This is a genomic window from Alcaligenes sp. SMD-FA, from assembly GCF_025960365.1.
Taxonomy (GTDB): Bacteria; Pseudomonadota; Gammaproteobacteria; order Burkholderiales; family Burkholderiaceae_B; genus Alcaligenes; species Alcaligenes aquatilis.
This window is the reverse complement of record NZ_CP110108.1, coordinates 2,117,117-2,139,508: the sequence shown is the minus strand read 5'-3', so window position 1 is coordinate 2,139,508 and position 22,392 is coordinate 2,117,117. Positions and strand designations below refer to the sequence as shown.

Here is a 22,392-nt window from a genome sequence, read left to right as displayed (position 1 = left end):
GGGCTGATTGGCGAAACAGGGAAATACGTCGCTAAAGGGGGCTTCGTTCACTCCGAATCCTCATTTTCCAAGCCACACAAGTAGGCCTCGGCCTGCGCAAATTGTTTTTCGTTAAAGACGCGAATGCCTTCGGACTCCAGCAGCGCCGCAGTGACGCCTTGTTCCTGGATACGGATGCCGGTAAAGGAACCATCGTAAATAGAGCTGGAACCACAGGACGGACTGTCTTCTTTAAGGATGGCGACCCGAATATTCTTGAGCTTTGCTTGTTGCAAAGTTTGTACGGAGCCAGCTACAAAAGCGCGAGACACATCATTTCCTTGAGCGTCTACAACACGTGCCAGCCCGGAAAGCACTTGCATGCCGCCGCCTCCAATAATTTCAGCGGGCGGACGAGGTACCGGCATTCCACCTGCAAGCTCAGGACATACAGAGATGACGCGGCCTTCACTTAGCCAGCGCGACAAAATCTCGTTTTCAGCCAGTTTGTGGGTGCCGTTATAGCGGACTGGTTTGCCAAGCAGGCATGAACTCACTAAAACGAATTTCATCATGTTGGTTGGCTCTGTTAGGTAGTACAAGGCTCGCGGTTCGCCATGTGGCGGCGCAGCCTGAAGATCGAAAGACTGGGCGGTATATAACAATGGTTTGTATCGACAGCATGCAGGAGTTCAGTGCTGGTCTCAAGTAGTGCTCACTGTTTCAGAGTACGTTTGGCCCGAGCCCGGTTTTTCGCCTTATGATGCCTTGAAACGGTACGTTGGAGAGAGACAAATGGGCTTGGCATCAGATTATCCAGTCATAGTGGTTACCGGTGGGAGCCGTGGCATAGGTGCAGCGACCGCGCGCCTGGCCGCCGTGCAGGGCTATAACGTCATTCTTAGCTATGCTGAAAGCGAATCTGCTGCCTTGGCAGTGGTCGCTGAAATAGAGGCGGCAGGTCGCCACGCTTTTGCTGTCCAGGCGGATTGTGCAGATCCCAAGCAGATAACTGGGCTCTTTGAACAAGTTGACCAGAGATTTGGACGGATTGACGTGTTGGTGAATAACGCAGGTGTGCTGTTTCAGCAATCCCGTCTGGAGAATGTCGGGTTCGAGCGTATGCAACGCACTTTTGCCGTCAACACGCTTGGCCCCATGCTTTGTAGCCAACAGGCGGTTAAACGTATGGCTTATTGCCATGGTGGGCAGGGAGGCTCCATTGTTAATGTCTCGTCAATAGCGGCCAAGCTTGGCAGTCCGAATGAATATGTGGATTACGCTGCGTCAAAGGGAGCATTGGAGACTTTCACAACGGGCTTTGCTAAAGAGGTTGCCCGAGAAGGGATTCGTGTCAATTGCGTTCGGCCAGGACATATTTATACCGAGATGCACGCCAGCGGTGGTGAGCCGGACCGTGTGGATCGCTTAAAGGACAGCATTCCAATGGGACGAGGGGGACAAGCAGAAGAGGTGGCACGTGCAATTTTATGGCTGGCTAGCTCCGAGGCGTCCTTTGTCACGGGAGCATTTCTGGACACGACAGGCGGCAAGTAGCCCATAGGATCGGAGCCATGCACCTCAGCGGGAAATTGCGTGATGCTCACTGGCATGGGCAAGGTCATATCCGCTTTGACGTGATGTCTAGTCAACGGGGCTCCCTGTGCCACCTCCCAGCTCAATCCATTCAATAAGCGAGCCATGTTTTTTGGAGTATATGGATCGGCCATGATGAAGATGCGGCGGGCAGGAAAAACGGACATCGAATGATGGCAATGATTCTCAATACATTTCTGACCGAACTAATCCAAATTTATTATTAAAAATTGCATAGTTTGGTTTTTTGCCTTGAAGTGCGCGAGCGTGCTGCGCACCTGCTGCGGGAGCACGAGAATCGAGAGCGATCCAAAGCGATCCAAAGCGAACGAGACTCTGAGTCTGGGGAGCACTTTTTTCGTCTGGGCGGTGCCCGATCACCAACTGAAGTAATCCGGCAGTGTATTGATAGGCACCGAGACGCATAAGGAGTTGGGCCGCTGTGTCAGCGTTTGCAGATTGTTCCGTCCGGCTATCGCTGATCGCTTGACTTACACCGATGGACACAAGCTAGCGTTTATAGAGTGTTTATTCCGCCGTACTACATGCTAGATAAGTACCAAGAAGCCTTTAACGATCTTTAAACGTGTCATTTCTATACTTCGTGCATCAATAGTAGGTCGCCTTTTTTTGACAGGTGACTGGAGTCTGGGGGACACGGAGTAATGTTGGACAGCCAGCTAGGTGTACGAGCAATCAGCCAATCACAGCCTCATGGGCAGATGCCTCGTGATAGTGAGACATTTGCGTCGCTTCAGCTTGAAGTTGGCAAACGTGTGGACATGCATGCTGCCACACCCCTGGACTGGTCGCTGGTCGCCTCTCTGGCAACTCAGGTACTGGATAAAGAAGGCAAGGATCTGAGTGCCGGGGTGTGGTTGTGCGCAGCCTGGTTGCATGAGTACGGTACGCGTGGTCTGGCTGCTGGACTACAGGTGATACGCGATCTGCATACGGTGTATTGGGACGCCATGAGTCCGGCTGCAGCACGCATTCGTGGCCGGCGCAATCAAGTGCAATGGCTGCTGGACGAATGTGACGCGGTATTGTCCGAGCCCGATTGGGACGCAGAGGGACTGGATTCGCAGCAACGCGACGAGGTTCTTGCCCTGTGTGATGAGCTGGATGCGTTCTGGCAGGCTAAAGACGATGAACCGCCGGCGTGGTGGCGTTTAGGCAAGCGTCTGGGAGAGTTGTTGCCGACCGCCCAGAGCGAGGCACCTGTTACACAGACTTCGTCTGAAACGCGTGTTCCTGATTTCCCGCTTTCTGAACCGGCGCAGGACGAATCTGCGGTAGCGACCCAGACGGCCGCCCCGGTACTTGCAGCCAAAGAAGTCGCTCAGCCTGTGCGCTCTGAGGTGGGGTCTGACTCCGCGAGTGACAAGACCCTTGTCATCGCTGCTGCAACACTAAGCGACGTGGTCGCGGCCGAGCGCTATGTAGAGCAAAGCGTCGCGACGATCCAGGAGTCTTTGCTGACTCTGGACGATGCACTGTTGGCCACGGCCTGGCTGCTGCGCTTGAACCGACAAAGCGCCTGGCTGTTTCTGGATACCTTGCCGCATGCCCAGGAAGGGGTGACGCGCGTTGCTCCGCCGCCTGTCGCGGACTTGGCAGTGCTGGAGCGCCTGAGCGAAGCCCAGGACCCGGCGGCGATCTTGCGCTTTGCAGAGTCGCGCCTGGGACGCATGCGTTTCTGGCTGGATTTGAATCGCCTGTCCTATCAGGCGGCGCAGGCTTTGCCTCAGGGGCAGGCCGGTGCGCAAACGATTCTGATCGAAACGCAAGCGATCTTGCAGCGTTTGCCTGGGCTGGAGCGCTTGGCTTTTAGCGATGGGCGTCCCTTTGCCGATGAGCAGACGCGTGCCTGGCTGACCGCGTCCGGGACGCGGGTGACTGAGCCTACGCCTGCCGCTGGCCGTGCCGAACCGCCTAAAGATACGGCGCTGGACGGTGAGGGATTGGATGTGTTTGGCCTGACCTCTCTGGTCATGGCGGCTGGAGCCGAGGCCGAAGCTGCGCGACGCTTGTTGGATGGAGCGTTGGCGCGGTTAAAGACGGGTGGCGAGCAACTGATGCGCGCCCGATGAAAGAACAGACCCCGATTTTCTAAACAGGAGAAACCGACATGGCTGCTGATGGTTCCGTCGCCCCCAAAGAGCGCGTCAATATTGTGTACAAACCCGCCACGGGTGATGCCCAGGAGCAGGTGGAGCTGCCGTTTCGCCAGTTAGTGCTGGGCGACTTTACCTTGCGCGAAGACAGTACGCCCCTGGATGCGCGTACGCCGGTCAGCGTGGACAAGGATACGTTCAACGACGTGCTCAAGGCCCAGAATCTGTCGCTGACCTTGCTGGTGCAGGACAAGCTCAATGAGCAGGCCGGTCCGGACGATCAACTGACTGTGGACCTGCGGTTTGAGTCCATGCGCGACTTTCAGCCCGACGCGCTGGTCGATCAGGTGCCCGAACTGCGCCAGTTGATTGCCTTGCGCGACGCACTCAAGGCATTGAAAGGGCCACTGGGCAATCTGCCTGATTTTCGCAAGCGTCTGCAGGGACTGGTACAGGACGAAGGCACGCGTCAGCGTCTGCTGGCTGAGTTGGGCGTACAGGACAAGCAAGGGGAATAAACATGACTGCAACCACACCGGAACAGCAGGCTCAGACTGCGCAAGGCGCCCAGGAAGGCGGCTCGCTGCTCGATGAGCTGATTGAATCGACTCGCCTGCGTCCTGATGATGAGGCCTACGCCATTACCCGTCAGGGGCTGGAAGCCTTTGTGGCCGAGCTGCTTGAGCCGGGTCGCCAAAGCGAGAAGATCAGCCAGGGCTTGATCGATGAGATGATCGCCAATCTGGATCGCAAACTGTGTCGTCAGGTAGACCAGATTTTGCACCATGTCGATTTCCAACGCTTGGAGTCGGCCTGGGCAGGGCTGAAATTCCTGGTCGATCGCACGGATTTTCGTGAGAACAACAAGCTGGCCATTCTGAATGTGTCCAAGCAGGCGCTGCTGGAAGACTTTGAGGATGCCACCGACATTACCCGCTCGGGCTTGTATACCGCTGTCTACACGGCGGAGTTTGGGCAGTTCGGTGGTCAGCCCTTTGGCTCCATCATCGGCAATTACGAGTTTGGTCCCGGCACCCAGGACATCAAGCTACTGCAGTCCTTGGCCAGTGTGTCGGCCATGGCGCACGCGCCGTTTATCGCCTCGGCAGGGCCGCAGTTTTTTGGCGTAGACAATTACTCGGCGCTGCCCAATCTGAAAGATCTGAGTGCAGTCTTTGAAGGCCCGCAATTTACCAAGTGGAATTCATTTCGCCAGTCCGATGACGCCCGCTTCGTGGGCCTGACCTTGCCGCATTTTCTGCTGCGCGTGCCTTATGGGGAGGACACGGTACCGGCCAAGACCTTCAATTACAACGAAGACGTGTCGGGTGGCAATCAGAACTTTCTGTGGGGTAATGCGGCCTTTGCGTTTGCAGACCGATTGGCCGACAGCTTTGCACGTTATCGCTGGTGCGCCAACATCATCGGGCCGCAAGGCGGCGGTGCGGTCGAGGACCTGCCTATTTACAACTACGAGGCCATGGGCGAAACCCAGACCAAGATCCCGACCGAAGTGCTGATCTCCGAACGACGCGAATTCGAGTTGGCCGAACAAGGCTTTATCGCCCTGACGATGCGCAAGAACACGGACAATGCGGCCTTCTTTTCGGCCAATTCCTCGCAAAAGCCCAAGTTCTTTGGCAACAACAAAGAAGGCAAGGTGGCCGAGACCAACTACAAGCTGGGCACGCAACTGCCTTACATCTATGTGGTGAGCCGTCTGGCGCACTACATCAAGGTGATCCAGCGCGAGAACATCGGCACCTGGAAAGAGCGCAATGACCTGGAAGCCGAATTGAACGAGTGGATTCGTCAGTACGTGGCCGATATGGATAACCCGAGCGCGGGTGTGCGCAGCCGTCGGCCTTTGCGACAGGCCGAGGTGACCGTTTCGGATGTGGAAGGCGATCCAGGCTGGTACCGCGTGGGCTTGAAAGTGCGTCCGCACTTCAAGTACATGGGCGCATCGTTCACTTTGTCGCTGGTGGGCAAGCTGGACAAAAACTGAGTTTGAGGGCGGGCGATCCTGTGTCAGCAGGATCGCCGCCTTGAGGCACCGGCGCGACGCCAGCCAGACGTCGTGGTGTACCCGGTATTGGCAACGACTGCTTAAGTCATCACACAGTCAGTTAACAACAGGAGTAATTTACCATGCCTATGCCATGCTATCTCACGCTTGAAGGCGAAACCCAGGGCAAGATCGAAGGGTCCTGCGAAGTTCAGGGTCACAGCGGCAAGATTCTGATCCAGGCCGTCGATCATCGTATTGAACTGCCCAAGAGCCCCCAGACGGGCCTGCCCTCGGGCAAGCGCCAGCACCTGGGTATTACCTTGACCAAGGAAATCGACAAGTCCTCGCCCAAGATCTTCCAGGCACAGTGCTCGGGCGAACAACTGAGCAAAGTCGAGCTGGAGTTTTACCGTATTAGCCCTAAGGGCACGGAAGAAAAGTACTACACGATTCGCCTGGAAAAGGCCGTCGTCACCAGCTCGCGCACTTGGGTTCCTAACTGCCTGGCTCCCGAGAACCGCCAGTTCGGCCACATGGAAGACATCGCCCTGACCTACGAAAAAATCGTCTGGACCTGGGAACCGGACGGTATCGAGGCCGAAGACTCCTGGCTCACACCAAAGTAATAGGGAAAAGGGATGCGCGAGTTGCGTCTGCTGGAGCGCATTGCTGCGCTGGAGACGGGGCAGATCCAGACCCAGGCCACGCGTGCCCAGGTGCTGGTGGTCTCGATACGCGAGCATCTGCAGCGCATCCTTAATACCCGGCGCGGCAGCGTGCCACTGGACCCGGAGTTCGGGGTGCCGGATTTCACCAATCTGGCTGGCTCCTTTAGCAGCGGGTCCACGCGCGAGATCATCGACAGCATTACCCGCATGATCGAACGCTACGAGCCGCGCCTGAAAGCGCCCAAAGTGCAGGTCAGCGAGCAGGGCAGTGAGGTGCTGTCCTTGAGCTTTTCGCTCGAAGGCCTGGTGCAGGTAGACGACCACGAGCTGCCGATACGGCTGGCTACGTCAATCTCCTCGTCTGGTCGGGTGTCTTTGCAAGCGCAATGACAGACGTGTTAGCTGTTGCGTGTGCTCCAGGGAAATGGGAATGTTGAATCGATACTACGAACAGGAACTGCATAATCTGCGTTCCTTGGCGGCCGAATTTGGGCGTCGCAATCCCGCTCTGGCTCCCTTGCTGGGCAGTGCGGCCGCGGTCGATGCGGATGTAGAGCGTCTGCTCGAAGGCGTGGCCTTCATGACGGGGCTTGTGCGCCAGCGTCTGGACGACGATTTTCCTGAGTTTGTGCAAAGTCTGGCGCAACTGATGTTTCCGCAGTTCCTGCGGCCGGTGCCATGCATGACCATCATGCAGTACAGTCCGCGCAGCGTGACCGGTGAAACCTTGCAGGTGCCGGTCGGTACGACTTTTTCTTCTTCCGGCGAGCGCGGTGAGCGCGCGGTATTCAATGCGATTTATCCGGTCGCTGTTGAGCCTTTGCGGCTGGAACACGCCTATTGGGATGCAGGCCAGCGCGCCAGTCAGGTGCCGGCGCTGGTGCTGGAACTGGCTCTGACAGGCCTGGATGCCGCTCAATGGGAAGGGAACTCGTTGCGGTTGTGGCTGGGCGGCAGCGAGACGGTGGCCAGCGGATTGTTTCGAATTCTTATGCGTGACACGCGCGCCATCTATGTCGGCTCGCCCCAAGGCAGCATGGTACGGCTGGAGCCGGCGTGTCTGCGTCCGTTTGGCTTTGACCCCGCCTATCCTTTATTACCCTGGCCGGCAGGTGCGCATCCGGCCTGGCGCATTTTGCATGAATATTTTGCCCTGCCCGAAAAGCTGCGCTTTCTGGAGCTAAAGGGACTGGAGCGCTGGCGTGCCCGTCAGGGGACGCGATTGGTGCTGCGTTTTGAGTTTGACCGTCTGCCCGACTGGGCTCCTGAGGTCAGTGTGGACAATTTTGTCTTGCATGCGAGCCCGGCCGTCAACTTGTATCCCCTGGATGGTCAGCCCTTGTACGTGGATCACCGGCAGCCGGAATATCGTATCCGGCCAGTCACGGGGCGTCAGGGAGCTCAGATTTACAGTGTGGACCGGGTGGACCTGCGCAGTGCGGATGGGCTGGAACAAGGCTATCAGCCGGCCAGCGACTGTGTGCCGGGCGCCCAGTCCTATCACATTCGCGTACGTGCCTCAGCACTGGGATCGGGTTGTGAGCATTATTTAAGCTTGCCAGGCGCTGGGCTGGCGCAAGACGGTGAGCAGGTCTTGTCCTTGCGCCTGAGCTGTACCGACGGCAGCGGGCCGGATGATCTGCGCCTGGGCGAGATTTGCGAGGCGACCGACCGGTCGCCGGTGCGGGTGACTTTTTCTAACATTACCGGGGTCACCTCCTATCGCGAACCCTATCTAGCGCAGGATTTGCTCTGGCGCGTGCTCTCGCACATGCAGGCCAATCAGATGGCGCTGTCCAGCGCCGAGAGTCTGCGCAAATTGCTGTTGCTGTATCTGCCCGAGCAACGCGGGGAGTCCGGGCAGCGAGCCGCCGGATTGCGCCAGATCGAATCTATTCAGCAGGTGCAGGTGCAAAGCCAGCGGCGCATGGTGCGCGGCATGCCTGTCCAGGGCAGTACGGTTCGCATCGAGTGCGCAGGAGATCATTTCTCAGGTCCCGGCAGCCTGTATCTGTTCGGTTCTGTCTTGAACGAATTTTTGTCCGGCTGCGCGACGATGAATACCTTCATCGCCTTGACGCTGCATGACACGGTCCATGGGGAGACGCTGCAATGGCCAGCGCAGATCGGTCAGCAACGCCTGTTGTAGAGGCTGGGCTGCTGCAGGATTTGCAGACCCAGGCCCCTCAATACAGCTTCTTCCAGGCGGCGCGTTTGCTGCGCCAGCATCTGGGCGACGATGCGGCCTTGCGCGAGCGCCTGCGTATTCGGCCGGCACTGACATTGGCATTCCCCGAGTCGGATCTGGCCAAGGTCGAACGCGGTGTCGATGGACGTTTTCATATTGAGGCCAATTTCTTTGGTTTGTATGGGGTGACCTCGCCGCTGCCCACGTTCTATACCGAGGATCTGATTCAAGAAGCGATGCAGGGGTATTCGGCCCGCCGCGATTTTATCGACATTGTGCATGCGGCTCTGTACCCGCTGCTGTATCAGGCCTGGGAAAAGTATCGCATCTGGCTGGCTGTACATGAGCGTCGTGATGGCCAGCGCCTGCGCCAGCTATATGCCCTGGTAGGGCTGCGTGAGGCGCCTGAACGCCAGGATGATGCGCAGGCGCTGCTGCCTTTTGCCGGCAATCTGGGCATGAAGTCACGTTCCGCCTTGGGTTTGCAAAGCCTGTTGGCAGGTTTGTTGGGGAGCTTGCCGGTACGGGTCCACCCCTGTGCACCGCGCTTTGTCCGCATTGCCCCGGTCTATCGCAGCCGCTTAGGCGGGCAAGCCTGTCGTTTGGGTGAGGACAGTGTGCTGGGCGAACAGGTGCTCGATTGCGCCGGCAATGCCGATGTCGAAATTGGCCCTTTGCAGGCCGAGTTGTTTCACGACTTATTGCCCGGTGCCCCCTTGTTTGATCGAGTCAGCCGCACCGTGGCCTGGTATTTACAGGCTCCGCTGCAGTGCGAGCTGCAGTTGTGGCTGGAGCCGCAGCAGCGCCAGGGGGCCTGTCTGGGCCGGGGTTGGCAGCGGCTGGGATGCAATACATGGCTGGGCCAAGGCCGTAGCCGCGTACTGGCCGAGCGGCCGGTGCGTTTCGGCTTGAATCTTTTTACTGCGGAGAACGATGATCATGATGCTCGTTGACTTAAAGCCTTTGTTTGCCAGGCTCAATCCCTTGTGCACAGCGGCCGTGGAGTCTGCCGCAGGCCTGACCCTGGCACGGGGGCATTATGAAATCAGTATTGAGCACCTGTTGCATCGCCTGCTGAGCGAGACGGGCAGCGATCTGGCACACATTCTGGCCCAGAGTCAGATTGATAGTCTGCGACTGGCAGCCCAATTGGAGGATGCATTGGCACGCTTCAAAAGCGGCAATCCGGGTCGCCCGGTTTTCTCGCCCATGCTGACGGAGTGCTTGCAAGATAGCTGGCTGGTCGCCTCGGTCAATCTGGGGGCCCGCCATGTGCGTAGTGGTGCCGTGTTGCTGGCCTTGTTGATGCGGCTGGGTTATTACGCCGCAGGTACACCGTGGGGCGAGAGTTTGCGTGCCCTCTCCAGTGAGCAATTGCACAAGCAGTTTGCCGCCTGGACCGGGGCGTCGGCTGAGCAGGCTTACGAGCCGCTCGACGCGTCCAAGGGGGCACCGCCCACGGCGACCTCGGCCGCTGATAGCGCACTGGCGCGGTTTTGCGAAGATTACACCGCCAAGGCGGCGCGCGGTGAGATAGATCCGGTATTCGGGCGTGACGATGAGATCCGCCAGATGATCGACATTCTGGCGCGTCGTCGCAAGAACAACCCCATTTGCGTGGGTGAGCCCGGCGTGGGCAAGACAGCGGTGGTCGAGGGGCTGGCCTTGCGCATCGAGCAAGGCGATGTGCCGGAGTTTTTACGCGGTACCCGCTTGCTGGGCCTGGACCTGGGGCTGCTGGAGGCCGGGGCGAGCGTCAAGGGGGAGTTTGAGCAACGGCTACGTGGTGTGATTGATGCCATCAAGGCCTCACCGCAGCCCATTATCTTGTTTGTCGACGAGGCGCATATGCTGATTGGCGCCGGTGGCGCCAGCGGTGGCAGCGATGCCGCCAATCTGCTCAAACCGGCCTTGGCGCGTGGTGAGCTGCGCACCATTGCCGCGACCACCTGGGCCGAGTACAAGAAGTATTTCGAGCGCGATCCGGCCCTGACGCGACGGTTTCAATTGATTCGACTGGACGAGCCTGACAGTGCCACGGCGGTGCAGATACTGCGTGGGCTCAAGAGCCGCTACGAGGCGGTGCATGGTGTGAGCGTGCGCGACGATGCCTTGCAGGCTGCAGCCACCTTGTCGGAGCGCTACATCACGGGTCGACAGTTGCCGGACAAGGCTGTGGATTTATTGGATACGGCAGCAGCCCGCGTGCGTATCAGTCTAGGAGTCAAGCCTGCCGGGGTGGAGCGGATAGAACGTCGTCTGGCGGGTTTGGCCCGCGAGCGTGAGGCCCTGGAACGCGATCAGGCGCACGGTCATCGTATCGAGGCGGCGCGTCTTGAGCAGATCGATGCACACGTGCAGCAGGACCAACAGGATCTGGATGCGTTGGTCGAACGCTGGCAGGCCGAACGGGCAGCTGCCGAGCAGGTCCTGGATTTGCGGCAGCGTCTGGCCCGCTTGCAGGCAGACCCCGATAAGGCCGGACCTGAACACGGTGATGCGGCGGTGGAACCGGACTTGTCGCCCGAGGATTTGACCCAGGCGTTGAGCCAGGCGCGCGAGCAATTGTGCCGCCTGCAGGGCGATGCCCCTCTCTTGTTTACGGAGGTCGGGCCCGATACGGTCGCGCAGGTGGTCTCGGACTGGACCGGCGTGCCACTGGGCAAGATGCAGCGCGATGGGGCCAGTGCCGTGCTGGGACTGGCGGGGCAGTTGTGTCAGCGCATCCGGGGTCAGGATGAGGCCCTCGCGCAGATAGCCCAGGTGCTTAAGGCGGCGCAGTCCGGCTTGCGCGATCCGCGCCAGCCGCTGGGCGTGTTTCTGTTGGTCGGTCCTTCGGGGGTGGGCAAGACAGAAACAGCGCTGGCGGTGGCCGATGAGATGTTCGGCGGTGAGCAGGCGCTGACCACCATCAATATGAGCGAATTTCAGGAAAAACACACTGTCAGCCGGCTGGTCGGCTCACCTCCCGGCTACGTGGGCTATGGCGAAGGCGGCGTGCTGACCGAGGCTGTCAGAAAACGGCCCTACAGTGTGGTGCTGCTGGACGAGGTGGAAAAGGCTCATCTGGATGTGGTCAATCTGTTTTATCAGGTGTTTGACAAAGGCTCGCTGGCCGATGGCGAAGGTCGGCTGATCGACTTTTCCAATACGGTCATTTTCCTGACCAGCAATCTGGCCACCGACATCGTGACGGCCGCCCGGGTCGAGACCCCCCCGCCGCAGACTGATGAACTGGCCGAGCGTATCCGCCCGACACTGTCGCAGCATTTCAAGCCGGCTCTGCTGGCGCGCATGACGGTGGTGCCCTACGGCACGCTGTCGGATGAGGCTTTGGCGCAGATTGTGCAGATAAAACTGGCTCGCATCGTGCAGCGCTTGCAAGTTAGCAATGGGTTGAGTCTGGAATTTACCCCCGCGGTTGCTCAGGCCATTGCGGCGCGTTGTACCGAGGTAGACAGTGGCGCGCGCAATATCGACTTTATTTTGCGCAAGAGCCTGTTGCCGGCGCTGTCTGACCGGGTGTTGGCCTGGATGGCCGACGGTGATGGCTCGACCGCCTTGAGTGTAGATGTGGGCCCGCAGGCATCGCAGCCCTGGGTGATACGGATGGGGAGCTAAGGCATGCTCAATGACTACGATACCGAACAGGCCTTGGCCAGCTTCCGTTGTGGCCTGGCCGATCCTGACCTTTTTCTGGTGACGCGCTGGTCCGGCGAGGAGGCCGTGTCGCGGCCTTATCGTTTCGAGATCGAGCTGGCCTCCGCACGCGACGATATCGATCTGGAAGAACTGCTGGGAGCGCGTGCTACCTTGAGCGTGCTTGATGCGCAGGAGCGTTGGCTGCCCTGGCACGGCATTATTACCGAATTGCGGCAGACGCATCGTGATGATGGCTTTGCCCATTATCGAGCCGTGCTTGAGCCGCAAATGGCGCTGCTGCGCATGTTTCGCCTGTCGCGGGTCTATATGGAAGCCGATGCACAGGCAGGCGGTAAACCTGATCTGGGCACCATCATTCGCATGGTACTGGCGCAGTGCGGCCTGAGCCGGCAAGGCGAGCCAGCCCAGGATGCCGGCGCGCAGTATTGCCTGCGTTTGTCCTCCGACCTGTTGATGGCGACGCGCACTGCGTTTATTTGTCAGTTCGAGGAGAGCAGCCTGGACTTTCTCTCGCGGCGACTGGAGCACGAGGGCGTCTACTACTGGTTCGAACAGGGCGCAGACCATGAAATTCTGGTGTTTGGTCATGAGCGCACGGACCAGCCTCGGCAGGCTGTCCCCCTGTATTGGCGACCGGCCGGTGCCTTGAGCGGTGAACAGAATCGGATTGGGGTTTCGCGTTTCGATCATGCGCTGAGTGTGTCGCCGCGCTCGGTGGTGCTGCGGGATTTCTCGGTTAGCCAGCCTTCATTGAATCTGACCATGAAAGCGGCTATCGACCCGCAGGGGCAGCCGCCACAAGACAGGTTCGATGGCGTGGGAAGTGTGGAGATCTATGGGGCCCACTTCAGCAAGCAGGACGATGGCGAGCGCATGGCGAGCTTGCGTGCCGAAGAAATTGCCTGCCAGCGTAGTCGTTTTCAGGGTGTGGCTTTGGCGCCGGGAGTACGGGCCGGTTATCCCGTGCAGTTGCATGAGCATTTCCGCCACGATTTCAACCAGCGCTACTTTGTGATTGCGCTGCGCCACGAGGGGCGCCAGCCCTTGCCGCGCCAAAGTGGTGCGGCGGGGCATGAGCAGGTTTTTTATCAGGCTTCCTTGACGGTGCTGCCCGAGGTGCGTCAATTTCGCCCGGCGCGCGTCACTCCCAAGCCCCGTGTGGTTGGCTTCTTGAGCGCGATAGTCGTGGCCGAAGGCCAGGGCGAATATGCCCAGATCAACGAGCACGGTTGTTACCGCATACGCTTTTTGTTTGCCCCTGTCGATGCGAATCGCCCCGATGGTGGCAACTCCGCCTGGGTGCGCATGGCCACGCCGTATGCGGGCAGCCAGCATGGCATGAATTTTCCTTTGCTCAAGGGAACGGAGGTGCTGGTGTCGTTTCTGGGCGGCGACCCGGACCGGCCGGTGATTGTTTCGGCCATTCCAAACGAAGAAAATCCTAGCATTCGCAATCAGGATACGGCGACTCAGCCGGGCTTGCGCACGGCCGGTCAGAATGCTCTGGAGTTCGAGGACAGACTGGGCGCCCAGCATACGCGTTTGTCCTCGCCTACGCTGGGGAGCACTTTCCATCTGGGCGCGGACCCGGCCAGCCCCCATCGCTCGGGCGTGCGTCTGAGTACACAGGGGCATATGGGCCTGCTGGGACGCTCGTTCATTCAACAAGTGCCTGGTGTTTACCACCTGGAAGTGGGCAACAAGGGCAATGTTGATACCGATCCCGAACCGCGCGAACGCCTGAAGCAGGCACAGAATCAGGCCATGGCCGACTTTCTGGAAGAGGAGGCCAGCTTGCCGACGGCCACCGCGCCCGTGCAGATGAAAGCCCTGGAGGCCAAACGGGCGCTGTTGGCGCAGATGTTGGCCCAACTGCAAAAGAATGCGCAGGCCACGGCAGGCGGGCAGCCTGATCTGGATGGGGCCTTAAAGCAGTTGCAAGCCCTGCTGGCCAAACTAGATAGCGCTTTGGACAGGCTCGAGCAAGGCAAGTCCGTATCTGAGGAACCCAAAAAAGAAGGGGAGGCAGCGGGCGAGGATACCGGAGACAAGAAGGATACGACGGAGGCAAAGAAGGAAAAAACGTCCAGCGAAAAGTTCAAAGAACTGATGGATGAGATCAATCAATCGGCCAAGAAGGTCAAGGAAGGGACCGATGGCTGGGTTGATCTGTCCTACCTCAAGGCACCGGAAAAGGTGCTGGATATTTCGCTGCTGAATGTCAATCCCATCAAGATATCCACGTCGCTGGGCGCGGAAGTCAGTGCCTCAGCCTCGCTCAAAAGCAGCATTACCGTGGGCTATAGCGTGGGGATCAAGTATAGCGGCTCCAAGGAGCTGGATCTGCGCGACTACACCAAAGTCGAGTTGAGCGATCAGAGCCGCATTACCAAAGGCGATGAGAAGAAGATCATCCTGGGGGCCGAGAAACGGGTGGTGCGCAGTCAAAGCACCAAGGTGGTGGATATGGAGGGCACCTATGGCAAGCAGTCCATTACGGTGGCCAATGCCTACTCGCTGACCAGCCGCACAATCAAGTATGTCGTGGGAACCGGAGGAATCGATACGCTGGTCGCTGGCAATGCCACCGTAACTGGAGCGCCCACGTCTTTGCTGTCCTGGGAAGTCCTGATCTCCAAGATCAAGATCAGCAAGGCTCAGGTCGTGATTAAAGCGGGTAATGCCGGTGTGATTCTGGAATCCATGTCCATGACGGGGCAGCTCAAGGTGAAAGACACGGTGGTTTACATGAAGGCTCCCATGATTGATGTGGCCGGCCAGAACGTACGCATCAATGGCACGGCCTCGGTCAATATCAAGGCCAACGGCATTGTGAAGCTCAATTAGGAACATTGCCCCTATGGATATCGACAAACCCGATGATGTGCTGCTGATGCAGGCCTACCATGCCCAGGCAGGGCAAGCGCGCTGGGTGGTGACCTTGGGCTATGTCTGGCAAGCGGGCGGATGCCTGCCCGAAGCCCAGGCCTGGCCGTGGTTGCTGGCGCATTTTCCGGATGAGGCCTTTGATGCGGGTTTGAAAAAGACACGGGGCAGTTATGGCGTAGCGGGACAGGCCTGGGCGCCCCCTGGGCAGCACACGACGGCCATGGCGGTCCAGGTCCAATTGGGCCACTTGCAAAAAACCCTCCATGTGCATGGCACGCGTCGCTGGCAACACACGCTGGCAGGTTGGCGTGCCAGTGCTGCCGAGCCGTTTCAGTCGCTGCCCTTGACCTTGCGCCAGGCGTATGGTGGCGCAGGCTACAACGAAAACCCATACGGTTGCGGGTGGTTGAAAGACCCGGAGCAGGCGCAGGGTGTCTTGCTGCCTCATACCGAACATCCGGATACGCCGGTGCTTTCGCCGGCTGACCGATGGGGGCCGGCGATATTGACGCGTCTGCCCGCTGGCGCTGGCTCACGCATGCGTTGGGTGGGGACGGTGGATGAACGCTGGGAGAAAGAGCGCTTTCCCTGGCTGCCTGATGATACTGATCCGCGATTGTTCGATGCTTTTCCTCAGGATCAGGTACGGGATGGTTACTGGCAAGGCACGGAGTCCTGGCGTGTGCAGGGGATGCATCCGCAACGACCGGAAGTGTCGGGCCGCCTGCCAGGCCTGCGCCCCCGTTTGCTGCTGCGCAGAAAAGGGAGTGAACGGATTGAGGAGGCGGTCCTTGATCTGGATACGGTGTGGCTGTTTCCTCAAGATGAACGTGTCCTGATGCTGTATCGGGCCAGCATCCCGGTCCAGCGTGCCGATGCGGCCGATGTTGCCGCTGCGGCAGTCTTTACCGAGTACGCGCACGAGCCGGCTGGCAGCCTGCCTGATCTGCAGGCACGTTGGACAGCGCTGCATGCAGCCGCTGGTGCGCAGGGTATGGCGCACGAAACACCGCAGGACAAAGAGATGGAGCCGTTGAGCGACCTGCCGCAGATGGCCGACGCGTCGCAGGCGGACCCGCAGATCCTGGCCCAGTTGCAGGACAGCCTGGAGCAAGGTCGAGCGCAGGGCAATGCCTGGATTGCGGATATGGAAGAACGTCTGGCTCCGTATAGCCCGGTTTCCTTGCCGCGCATTGCGCCTTTGGCCGCTCTGGTTCTGAGCGAAAAGGCCGAGGATAGCGATCCGCTGCAAAGCATCGAACATGCCTTGCAACAGGGACAGGACCAGTTGCTGGCGCAGGTCAAGGACGTGGCCACGCGTCTGGAGCTGGATGAAAAGCCCTTGCTGGCGCTGGCGCAATTACCTCGCGCCCCCTCGACCTCCGGACCGGTGGACATGCTGGCCGAGATACAGGCTGCCAAGGCCGGTTGGGCCGATGTGCCGCCTTCCGCCTTTGATGCCTTGGAGGAGCAAGGGACCAGCCTGCACGCTGAGTTGGCCGAAATGGATCAGCGTCTGGACAGTCTGGCTGCCGAGCTGGCCGTGTTGCAGGCTGGGTTGGCTGCTCAAGGAGCACCGCAGCAGTTTATCGACACGCTGGAGCAATTTCATGCCCACCGACAGGCGGGCCATAGCCTGCGCGGGTGTCATCTGATGGGGCTGGATCTGCGGGGTGTGGAGCTCGACGGGGCCGATCTGAGCGGCGCCGTGTTGGAAGCATGCATTCTGGCGGGCAAAAGGATCGATGCATTGAATCTGACCGGTGCTCGTTTACAGAACTGTGATTTGCAGGGCGTTGTTCTGAGCGCGGCCCGACTGGCTGCTGGGCAATGGGAAAACTGTTCGCTGGAAGGTGGCGGCTTTGCCCAGGCACAGGCCGAGCGCCTGGGAATGACGAGTTGCCGTCTGGCAGGCAGTAATTGGCATGCCGCACAGTTGGATGGCGCTGATCTGTCGCAATGCACGCTGGATCGGGCGTGTTTCTCGCAAGCGGTATTACGGGGCGCCACTTTTTCCGGCGCGCAGGGCCACGATGTGGACTGGGTGGGCGCGCAGATGGCCGATGTGCGCTTGGACAGTGGCTGCATCTTGCGTGAGGCCGATATGCGGTCTGCCGATATGCGGGGGGCCAGTTTGCAGGACAGTGACTTGCGCGGCAGCCGTTTCGATCAGGCCGATCTCAGCGATGCTTTTTTACAGATCTGCGATTTACGCGCTGCGACAGGCTGGCAGGTGCAAGCTGCACGAAGCATTTTCAAAGAAGTGAATTGGACAGGAGCGCGCTGGCCTGGCGCCAATTTTCTGGATGCGGCGTTTGATTACGCCTTGATTGACCAAACCGATTGGCGTGGAGCCAATCTGTACGGAGCGCAACTGGGCAGTGCCACGGTGCGTAGCGTGGACTTGGAAGGGGCGCTGCTAGGCCATTTGCCTGACTGGGCCCGACACACACAAGGAGGTAAATCACGATGAGTTTGAGTGCAGAGCAGTTGTTGGCCCTGATCGAACAGGGCCCAATTCGAGATCTGGATTTGTCCGGCGGTCAATATAGTGGTTTGAAATTCGACGGTTTGCGGGCGGACGGATTGAACCTGCGCGGTGCCGATCTGAGCGCCTGTGATTTATCGGATGCGGTGTTGGTCGACTGCCAGTTCCAGGGGGCACGCTTGAGTGGAGCAGCACTGAGCCGGGCGCACTTTGAGCGCTGCGATTTCAGCGGCGCGGATCTGAGTGCGGCCTCTCTGGACGATGGCTGGTGGCTGCAGTGCAATTTGAGCCAGGTGCAGGCTAGTCAGGCACTCATGCACGGCGTGACCTGGCAACACTGCGATCTGAGGGGGTTGCGCCTGCCCGAGCAAATCGGGCCGGCCTTATGGATGGATTGTGAGGCGGCCGGCTTGCAGGCCGTGGCTGCGCAGTGGTTTCAGGTTCAGGTGCGTCGCACCAATCTGGCGCACGCGCATCTGGCACAAGGCCGTTTCGAACAATGTGCGTTTGAGCATTGTGATCTGGAGCGAACCGACCTGTCGCAGATTGTGGCTCCGTTTCTGTCGTTGGCTTGCAGCACGCTGGATGGAGCCTGCCTGGACGGGGCCCGTCTGGAGGGGGCCATATTCAATTATGCGCGCTTGCCGCAGGCCAGTGCGCGCGGTGCCCATCTGGCACAGGCCAGGCTGGGGCATACGCATGCGCAGGGGCTTTGCCTGTCGGGTGCCTGTCTGGAATATGCCGATGTCAGCTATGCGCGTTTGCAAGGGGCTGATCTGAGTAGCACGCAGGTCAAAGGCATGCGCGTACATGGAGCCGATTTGCATCAGGTGTGCTGGGATGGCTGTGACAAGCAGGGCCTGCAGGGCGACGATACCCCCCGCCTGCAGGCCGAGCGCTGGCGTGCTGATGCGCGCTGGACTTTGTCGGCGCTATAAAAAGGAGATGCAGATGTCTTGTCTTAGTCCGGGTTCTGAGCCGCTGTCTATAGCGGAGGACCCCTCACAGGTCGCTCAGTGGCACACCGTGCAGGCCAAAGTCTATGTCCAGGCTGGGCAGCGCTGGGGCGTGCTTGGCCCCATGGGCAGTTGCTTTGCACCGCTGGCAGCCTCCTGCCTGTTGCAGCCGCAAGTGGGTGATCTGGTATTGCTGACGCTCAATGGGCGGCAGGCCTACATCCTGGCGGTGCTGGAACGTTCCGGTCAGACGGCGCAACTGCGTCTGCCTGCCGACACCGTGGTGCGCAGTGCCGGCAACGTCCGTGTTCAGGCTGGCGGCGGTTTGCATCTGCAAGCGGCGCAGGCCGTGGTGCTGCAAGGGGCGGATCTGGCGCTACAGGCTGAGCAGTACCTGTTACAGGCCCGGCAAGTGCATCTGGCAGGGCAGTCCCTGCACAGCTATTTTGCACAGCGGCAGGAGTATAGCGGCCAGCGTCAGCAGCACGATGGGCAGAGCCAGATACATGCCGGCCAGCGTGTCACGCGTGTGGCTGGACACGATGACTATGCGGCTGCCTCGCAGCGGCTGGTCATCGAGCGGGATTGGCGTGTGCGGGCCCGCAGCGCTGAGCTGCGGGGTGCTCAACGTGTGGTCGTGGACGGCCAGCAAGTGCATCTGGGCTAGGCCCGGTATTACCAAGGAGATTTTGATTTATGTTCATGCTCAACAATGGCGGGGCGCAGGCCAATGCGATTCCCGATGTGTGCAAAGTGCCGACCCCGGCCGGTCCCGTGCCTACGCCTTTTCCCAATCTGGCGACGACGCAGATGGCCCAGCCTTCGGGTTTGGTGCGTAATGTGCTGGTGGTCAATATGCCTGCTTTGAATCAGGCCAGCAAAATCATGATGAGCAGCGGTGATGAGGTCGGCACCGTCGGCGGCGTAGCCAGCAATCGAATCAAAGGCGAAGTGCAGTTCATGAACGGCAGCATGACGGTTATGGTGGGTGGCAAACCGGCTGTGCGCATGGGCTGCATGACGGGCCATAACGGCATGCCGGTCAACTCGGTCGGGACGGTGATCAGCCCTAGTCAAAGCACAGTGATGGTGGGGAGCTGAGGATGAGGCGCAGTCATGTTGTCCGTACGGGTCGCCGCGCCGCGCTGGTCTTGCTGGCCGCACTGGTGTTGACCGGCTGCGGCATGTTCAAGACCAAGTCCAAGGACGAGGCCTTGAAGGATCTGCAGTGGGAGTACGAGCGTGATGCGCTGGTGCTGGAGGTTAATGCCGATCCACAGTTGAACACCTGGGGAGGGCAGGCGCATACGGTGCTGATGGTGGTGACGCAGATGGTCGAGCCCTCGGTGTTCGAACCGTACTCAAGCAGGCCGGATCAGCTTTCCAGTCTGTTGATGGCCGATAGTGCGCCGACGGGTTTACTAAGCTTGGATCGTATTTTTATCGAACCGGGCGTCAAGCGGCGCATTCGGCTGGCACGCATGGACAAGGCCCGTTACGTAGCCGTCGCGCTGGGCTATCAGCACCTGGATCCAGCCCGCGGCACCCGTCTTTATCAGTTTGGCGCCAAGCTTGACAGTCATGGCCTGATGTTCCGTGAGTACGAGGCCCGGCCCGAGCCGCTGCGTATTCGTCTGCGGCTGGGCCCGCAAGCCATCATCGAGAGTCAGACTGATACTGTCATTCCGCCCCCGGCCACTTTGCCGGCAGCGGGCCCCTGGCCCGTCGGTCATCAACACCCATAGAGATTTCATGAGCGTTCATCCTTTGCAACCGATCTTCTGGCACCAGGGTCTGTTTTTGCAGCCCCAGCATTTCCAGCATAACGACAATCTGTTCTACCAGCGTCTGGCTTTATTCATGGCCCAGACTCAGCCGTACCCATGGGGTGTGCTGCAACTGGAGTTGGACGAGGCGGCATTGCAGACGCTGGATTTCAGAGTGCTGGCCTTGACGGCACGGCTGCGCGACGGCAGTTTTATCCAGTATCCCGGTAATGCCGTGATTGAGTCGCGCGGTTTTGAACTGGCGGATCTGGCCACTGGCCGTACGGTGTACCTTGGACTGCGGCGCATGATGCCCGGCCAGGCCAATGTGAGTGTGGTTGACGATTCTGGCCAGGCTCAGACGGTGAGTACGCGCATGGTGGCGGCTGCCGATCCGGTCACGGTGGCGGACGATTACGCGCAGGGCCCTGAGGGTCAGCTTGACTTGATGAATTACGTCTTGCGTGTGTTCTGGGACGAGGAGTTGCCTCAGCTGGGTCACTATGAACTGCTGGCTGTGGCGCGGCTGGAGCAGGACGGCGATCAGGCGCGCTTGCAGCGCCAGTACATCCCCCCCAGCCTGAATTTGTCGGCCAGTCCCTGGCTGATCGAGGCGATACGCCGCATCCGCGACGAGCTGACCGGACGCGCACGGCAGCTGGAAGTCTTTAAACCTGGCGGCTTGGGCAGGACGGAGGATCTGGACGGTAACCACTTGAGTTTGCTGGTGGCTTTGCAGGTGCTCAATCGTTATGGCCCCATGCTCAATCATGTGCTGGAGGCTCCGCAGACGCATCCCTGGCAGGTCTATGGCCTGTTGCGGCAGTTGGTCGGCGAGTTGTCCACCTTCTCGGAACGCTACGACATGATGGGCGAGACCCGGGACGGAAAGGTGCTGGCCCCGCCGTATCAGCACGAAGATTTGGCAGCGGGGTTTCACGCCATGAGCACCCTGATCAGTGCCTTGCTCAATGAAATTGTCGCCGCTCCCGAGCTGTTGATCCGCTTACAGCCTGCTGGCGCCAGTGCGGGCTTGTACGAGGCTGAGTTGCCGGACGCGTTTTTTGCCGCCCGCCAACGCTACCACCTGGTGGCCTATGCCGGAGTCGAGCAGCAAGAGCGTTTGCAGGCGCTGGCGGGCGACTTCAAACTGTGTGCCCCCGACCAGGTCGAGCTGCTGGTGACCCATTCGTTGGGAGGGGTCGAGCTGCTCAAACTGGCCGAACCGCCACGCGGCATTCCTCGTCGTCCGGGAGCCTTGTACTGCTACATCGATCCCATGTCGCCGGGCTGGGCGGCATTGGAGCAGACACGCGCAGTGTCCTTGGTTGCGCTGGGCGCACCCGAGAATCTGCAGATTGAACTGATTGTCAGCAAATGGTGAGCGCAATGCCCGTGATACAGGACAGTAGCCTGGCTTCTTTCTTTTTGACGGCCATGCGTCAGGCGCGTACTCACTTCTCCCAGGAAGCCGATGCAGCTCAAAGCGGTTCGGCGTTGATCGAGGCGCTGGATCAGGCCTGCGCACGCGCCCGTGACCGCGGCTATGAACAGGTCGAGGTTGGCGCCGCCCTGTTTGCCATTGTGGCCTGGATTGACGAGACGGCCATGACCAGTCCCTGGCCCGGGGCTGGACACTGGCGTTTGACGCCGTTGCAGCGTCATTACTTTGCCACCACGCGCGCTGGCAGCGAGTTTTATCAACGCCTGCAGGCCCTGCCCGAGACCGCCACGCAGGTGCGAGAGGTTTACGGCCTGGTGCTGGTTGCCGGATTCCAGGGTGAATATGCGGCGCGCGCGCCCGGTGAGTTTGAGTCCTGGCGAGTGCAGTTGCTCGAGCAGATACGTCAGGAGCAGGGCATGCCGGGTTTTGCGGCGGGACAGGCGCTGTTTCCGCAGTCGGGTACCGGACAGGCCACGCCGCCGCGGCCAGCCGGGCGATTGACGGGGCGGCCCAGTGGATACACGGTGACGCTGCTGCTGGCACCCTTGCTGCTGGTGCTGGTGCTGTATCTGTATCTGGATCATTCACTGGCCAAGCTGGTCAACGCTTTGTTGATGGACCATTGAT

At 59.7% G+C, this 22,392-nt stretch carries 18 protein-coding genes and 1 other annotated feature; of the genes, 17 read left to right on the top strand and 1 reads right to left on the bottom strand.

Annotated features, from left to right (window positions below):
* Positions 1-47 precede the first annotated feature (47 nt).
* A complete protein-coding gene (locus OKX01_RS09860; protein WP_094198355.1) occupies positions 48-551 on the bottom strand; it encodes a DUF523 domain-containing protein in 504 nt (167 codons plus the stop codon).
* A 223-nt stretch (positions 552-774) separates the two neighbouring features.
* Here OKX01_RS09860 and OKX01_RS09855 point away from each other — a divergent pair, with 223 nt between their 5' ends.
* The 17 genes from OKX01_RS09855 to OKX01_RS09775 all read left to right on the top strand — a co-directional run bounded on the left by OKX01_RS09855 (position 775) and on the right by OKX01_RS09775 (position 22,391).
* Positions 775-1,536 (top strand): glucose 1-dehydrogenase, encoded by a 762-nt coding sequence (locus OKX01_RS09855; protein WP_094196783.1) that lies wholly within the window; start codon positions 775-777, stop codon positions 1,534-1,536.
* 389 nt (positions 1,537-1,925) lie between these two features.
* Positions 1,926-2,042 (top strand) — a sequence feature (AL1L pseudoknot).
* A 198-nt stretch (positions 2,043-2,240) separates the two neighbouring features.
* Positions 2,241-3,668 (top strand): TssA family type VI secretion system protein, encoded by a 1,428-nt coding sequence (locus OKX01_RS09850; RefSeq protein WP_094196782.1) that lies wholly within the window; start codon positions 2,241-2,243, stop codon positions 3,666-3,668.
* Between the two features lie 38 nt (positions 3,669-3,706).
* Entirely contained in the window at positions 3,707-4,210 is a 504-nt protein-coding gene (tssB, locus tag OKX01_RS09845) for a type VI secretion system contractile sheath small subunit (protein ID WP_003799817.1), read from the top strand.
* A gap of 2 nt (positions 4,211-4,212) precedes the next feature.
* A complete protein-coding gene (gene tssC / locus OKX01_RS09840) occupies positions 4,213-5,700 on the top strand; it encodes a type VI secretion system contractile sheath large subunit (protein WP_094196781.1) in 1,488 nt (495 codons plus the stop codon).
* A gap of 143 nt (positions 5,701-5,843) precedes the next feature.
* Complete coding sequence (locus OKX01_RS09835) at positions 5,844-6,329, top strand: Hcp family type VI secretion system effector (protein WP_003799821.1); 486 nt, start codon at positions 5,844-5,846, stop codon at positions 6,327-6,329.
* Positions 6,330-6,341: 12 nt separating this feature from the next.
* A complete protein-coding gene (gene tssE / locus OKX01_RS09830) occupies positions 6,342-6,761 on the top strand; it encodes a type VI secretion system baseplate subunit TssE (protein ID WP_003799822.1) in 420 nt (139 codons plus the stop codon).
* A 40-nt stretch (positions 6,762-6,801) separates the two neighbouring features.
* Positions 6,802-8,520 carry a type VI secretion system baseplate subunit TssF gene (tssF, locus tag OKX01_RS09825; RefSeq protein WP_094196780.1) on the top strand — a complete coding sequence of 573 codons (1,719 nt, stop codon included), beginning with the start codon at positions 6,802-6,804 and terminating at the stop codon, positions 8,518-8,520.
* On the top strand, positions 8,484-9,512 hold the full coding sequence (gene tssG / locus OKX01_RS09820; RefSeq protein ID WP_249494403.1) for a type VI secretion system baseplate subunit TssG: 1,029 nt from the start codon (positions 8,484-8,486) through the stop codon (positions 9,510-9,512). The genes tssF and tssG overlap by 37 nt, the downstream gene beginning before the upstream one ends.
* Positions 9,499-12,180 carry a type VI secretion system ATPase TssH gene (tssH, locus tag OKX01_RS09815; protein ID WP_094198354.1) on the top strand — a complete coding sequence of 894 codons (2,682 nt, stop codon included), beginning with the start codon at positions 9,499-9,501 and terminating at the stop codon, positions 12,178-12,180. The genes tssG and tssH overlap by 14 nt, the downstream gene beginning before the upstream one ends.
* Positions 12,181-12,183: 3 nt before the next feature.
* On the top strand, positions 12,184-15,069 hold the full coding sequence (tssI, locus tag OKX01_RS09810; protein ID WP_059317612.1) for a type VI secretion system tip protein TssI/VgrG: 2,886 nt from the start codon (positions 12,184-12,186) through the stop codon (positions 15,067-15,069).
* A gap of 13 nt (positions 15,070-15,082) precedes the next feature.
* Positions 15,083-17,584: a pentapeptide repeat-containing protein gene (locus OKX01_RS09805; protein WP_108727508.1), complete on the top strand. Its 2,502-nt coding sequence runs from the start codon at positions 15,083-15,085 to the stop codon at positions 17,582-17,584.
* Positions 17,581-18,537 carry a pentapeptide repeat-containing protein gene (locus OKX01_RS09800; protein ID WP_230018050.1) on the top strand — a complete coding sequence of 319 codons (957 nt, stop codon included), beginning with the start codon at positions 17,581-17,583 and terminating at the stop codon, positions 18,535-18,537. Before OKX01_RS09805 ends, OKX01_RS09800 begins: the two co-directional genes overlap by 4 nt.
* A gap of 13 nt (positions 18,538-18,550) precedes the next feature.
* The gene (locus OKX01_RS09795; RefSeq protein WP_264671700.1) at positions 18,551-19,222 is read left to right on the top strand and encodes a DUF3540 domain-containing protein; all 672 of its coding nucleotides are present in this window, start codon (positions 18,551-18,553) and stop codon (positions 19,220-19,222) included.
* Positions 19,223-19,251: 29 nt separating this feature from the next.
* Positions 19,252-19,656 (top strand): DUF4150 domain-containing protein, encoded by a 405-nt coding sequence (locus OKX01_RS09790; protein WP_094196774.1) that lies wholly within the window; start codon positions 19,252-19,254, stop codon positions 19,654-19,656.
* Between the two features lie 2 nt (positions 19,657-19,658).
* Positions 19,659-20,300: a type VI secretion system lipoprotein TssJ gene (gene tssJ / locus OKX01_RS09785; protein WP_230018055.1), complete on the top strand. Its 642-nt coding sequence runs from the start codon at positions 19,659-19,661 to the stop codon at positions 20,298-20,300.
* Between the two features lie 7 nt (positions 20,301-20,307).
* Positions 20,308-21,705 (top strand): type VI secretion system baseplate subunit TssK, encoded by a 1,398-nt coding sequence (gene tssK / locus OKX01_RS09780; protein WP_230018058.1) that lies wholly within the window; start codon positions 20,308-20,310, stop codon positions 21,703-21,705.
* 5 nt (positions 21,706-21,710) lie between these two features.
* A complete protein-coding gene (locus OKX01_RS09775; protein WP_230018060.1) occupies positions 21,711-22,391 on the top strand; it encodes a DotU family type IV/VI secretion system protein in 681 nt (226 codons plus the stop codon).
* The last annotated feature ends 1 nt before the right edge of the window (position 22,392 follow it).

What these genes read in the sequence shown, in the direction of transcription:
- OKX01_RS09860 (WP_094198355.1), bottom strand. Translation starts at nt 551, where the DNA reads ATGAAATTCGTTTTAGTGAGTTCATGCCTGCTTGGCAAACCAGTCCGC.
- OKX01_RS09855 (WP_094196783.1), top strand. Translation starts at nt 775, where the DNA reads ATGGGCTTGGCATCAGATTATCCAGTCATAGTGGTTACCGGTGGGAGC.
- OKX01_RS09850 (WP_094196782.1), top strand. Translation starts at nt 2,241, where the DNA reads ATGTTGGACAGCCAGCTAGGTGTACGAGCAATCAGCCAATCACAGCCT.
- tssB (WP_003799817.1), top strand. Translation starts at nt 3,707, where the DNA reads ATGGCTGCTGATGGTTCCGTCGCCCCCAAAGAGCGCGTCAATATTGTG.
- tssC (WP_094196781.1), top strand. Translation starts at nt 4,213, where the DNA reads ATGACTGCAACCACACCGGAACAGCAGGCTCAGACTGCGCAAGGCGCC.
- OKX01_RS09835 (WP_003799821.1), top strand. Translation starts at nt 5,844, where the DNA reads ATGCCTATGCCATGCTATCTCACGCTTGAAGGCGAAACCCAGGGCAAG.
- tssE (WP_003799822.1), top strand. Translation starts at nt 6,342, where the DNA reads ATGCGCGAGTTGCGTCTGCTGGAGCGCATTGCTGCGCTGGAGACGGGG.
- tssF (WP_094196780.1), top strand. Translation starts at nt 6,802, where the DNA reads ATGTTGAATCGATACTACGAACAGGAACTGCATAATCTGCGTTCCTTG.
- tssG (WP_249494403.1), top strand. Translation starts at nt 8,484, where the DNA reads ATGGCCAGCGCAGATCGGTCAGCAACGCCTGTTGTAGAGGCTGGGCTG.
- tssH (WP_094198354.1), top strand. Translation starts at nt 9,499, where the DNA reads ATGATGCTCGTTGACTTAAAGCCTTTGTTTGCCAGGCTCAATCCCTTG.
- tssI (WP_059317612.1), top strand. Translation starts at nt 12,184, where the DNA reads ATGCTCAATGACTACGATACCGAACAGGCCTTGGCCAGCTTCCGTTGT.
- OKX01_RS09805 (WP_108727508.1), top strand. Translation starts at nt 15,083, where the DNA reads ATGGATATCGACAAACCCGATGATGTGCTGCTGATGCAGGCCTACCAT.
- OKX01_RS09800 (WP_230018050.1), top strand. Translation starts at nt 17,581, where the DNA reads ATGAGTTTGAGTGCAGAGCAGTTGTTGGCCCTGATCGAACAGGGCCCA.
- OKX01_RS09795 (WP_264671700.1), top strand. Translation starts at nt 18,551, where the DNA reads ATGTCTTGTCTTAGTCCGGGTTCTGAGCCGCTGTCTATAGCGGAGGAC.
- OKX01_RS09790 (WP_094196774.1), top strand. Translation starts at nt 19,252, where the DNA reads ATGTTCATGCTCAACAATGGCGGGGCGCAGGCCAATGCGATTCCCGAT.
- tssJ (WP_230018055.1), top strand. Translation starts at nt 19,659, where the DNA reads ATGAGGCGCAGTCATGTTGTCCGTACGGGTCGCCGCGCCGCGCTGGTC.
- tssK (WP_230018058.1), top strand. Translation starts at nt 20,308, where the DNA reads ATGAGCGTTCATCCTTTGCAACCGATCTTCTGGCACCAGGGTCTGTTT.
- OKX01_RS09775 (WP_230018060.1), top strand. Translation starts at nt 21,711, where the DNA reads ATGCCCGTGATACAGGACAGTAGCCTGGCTTCTTTCTTTTTGACGGCC.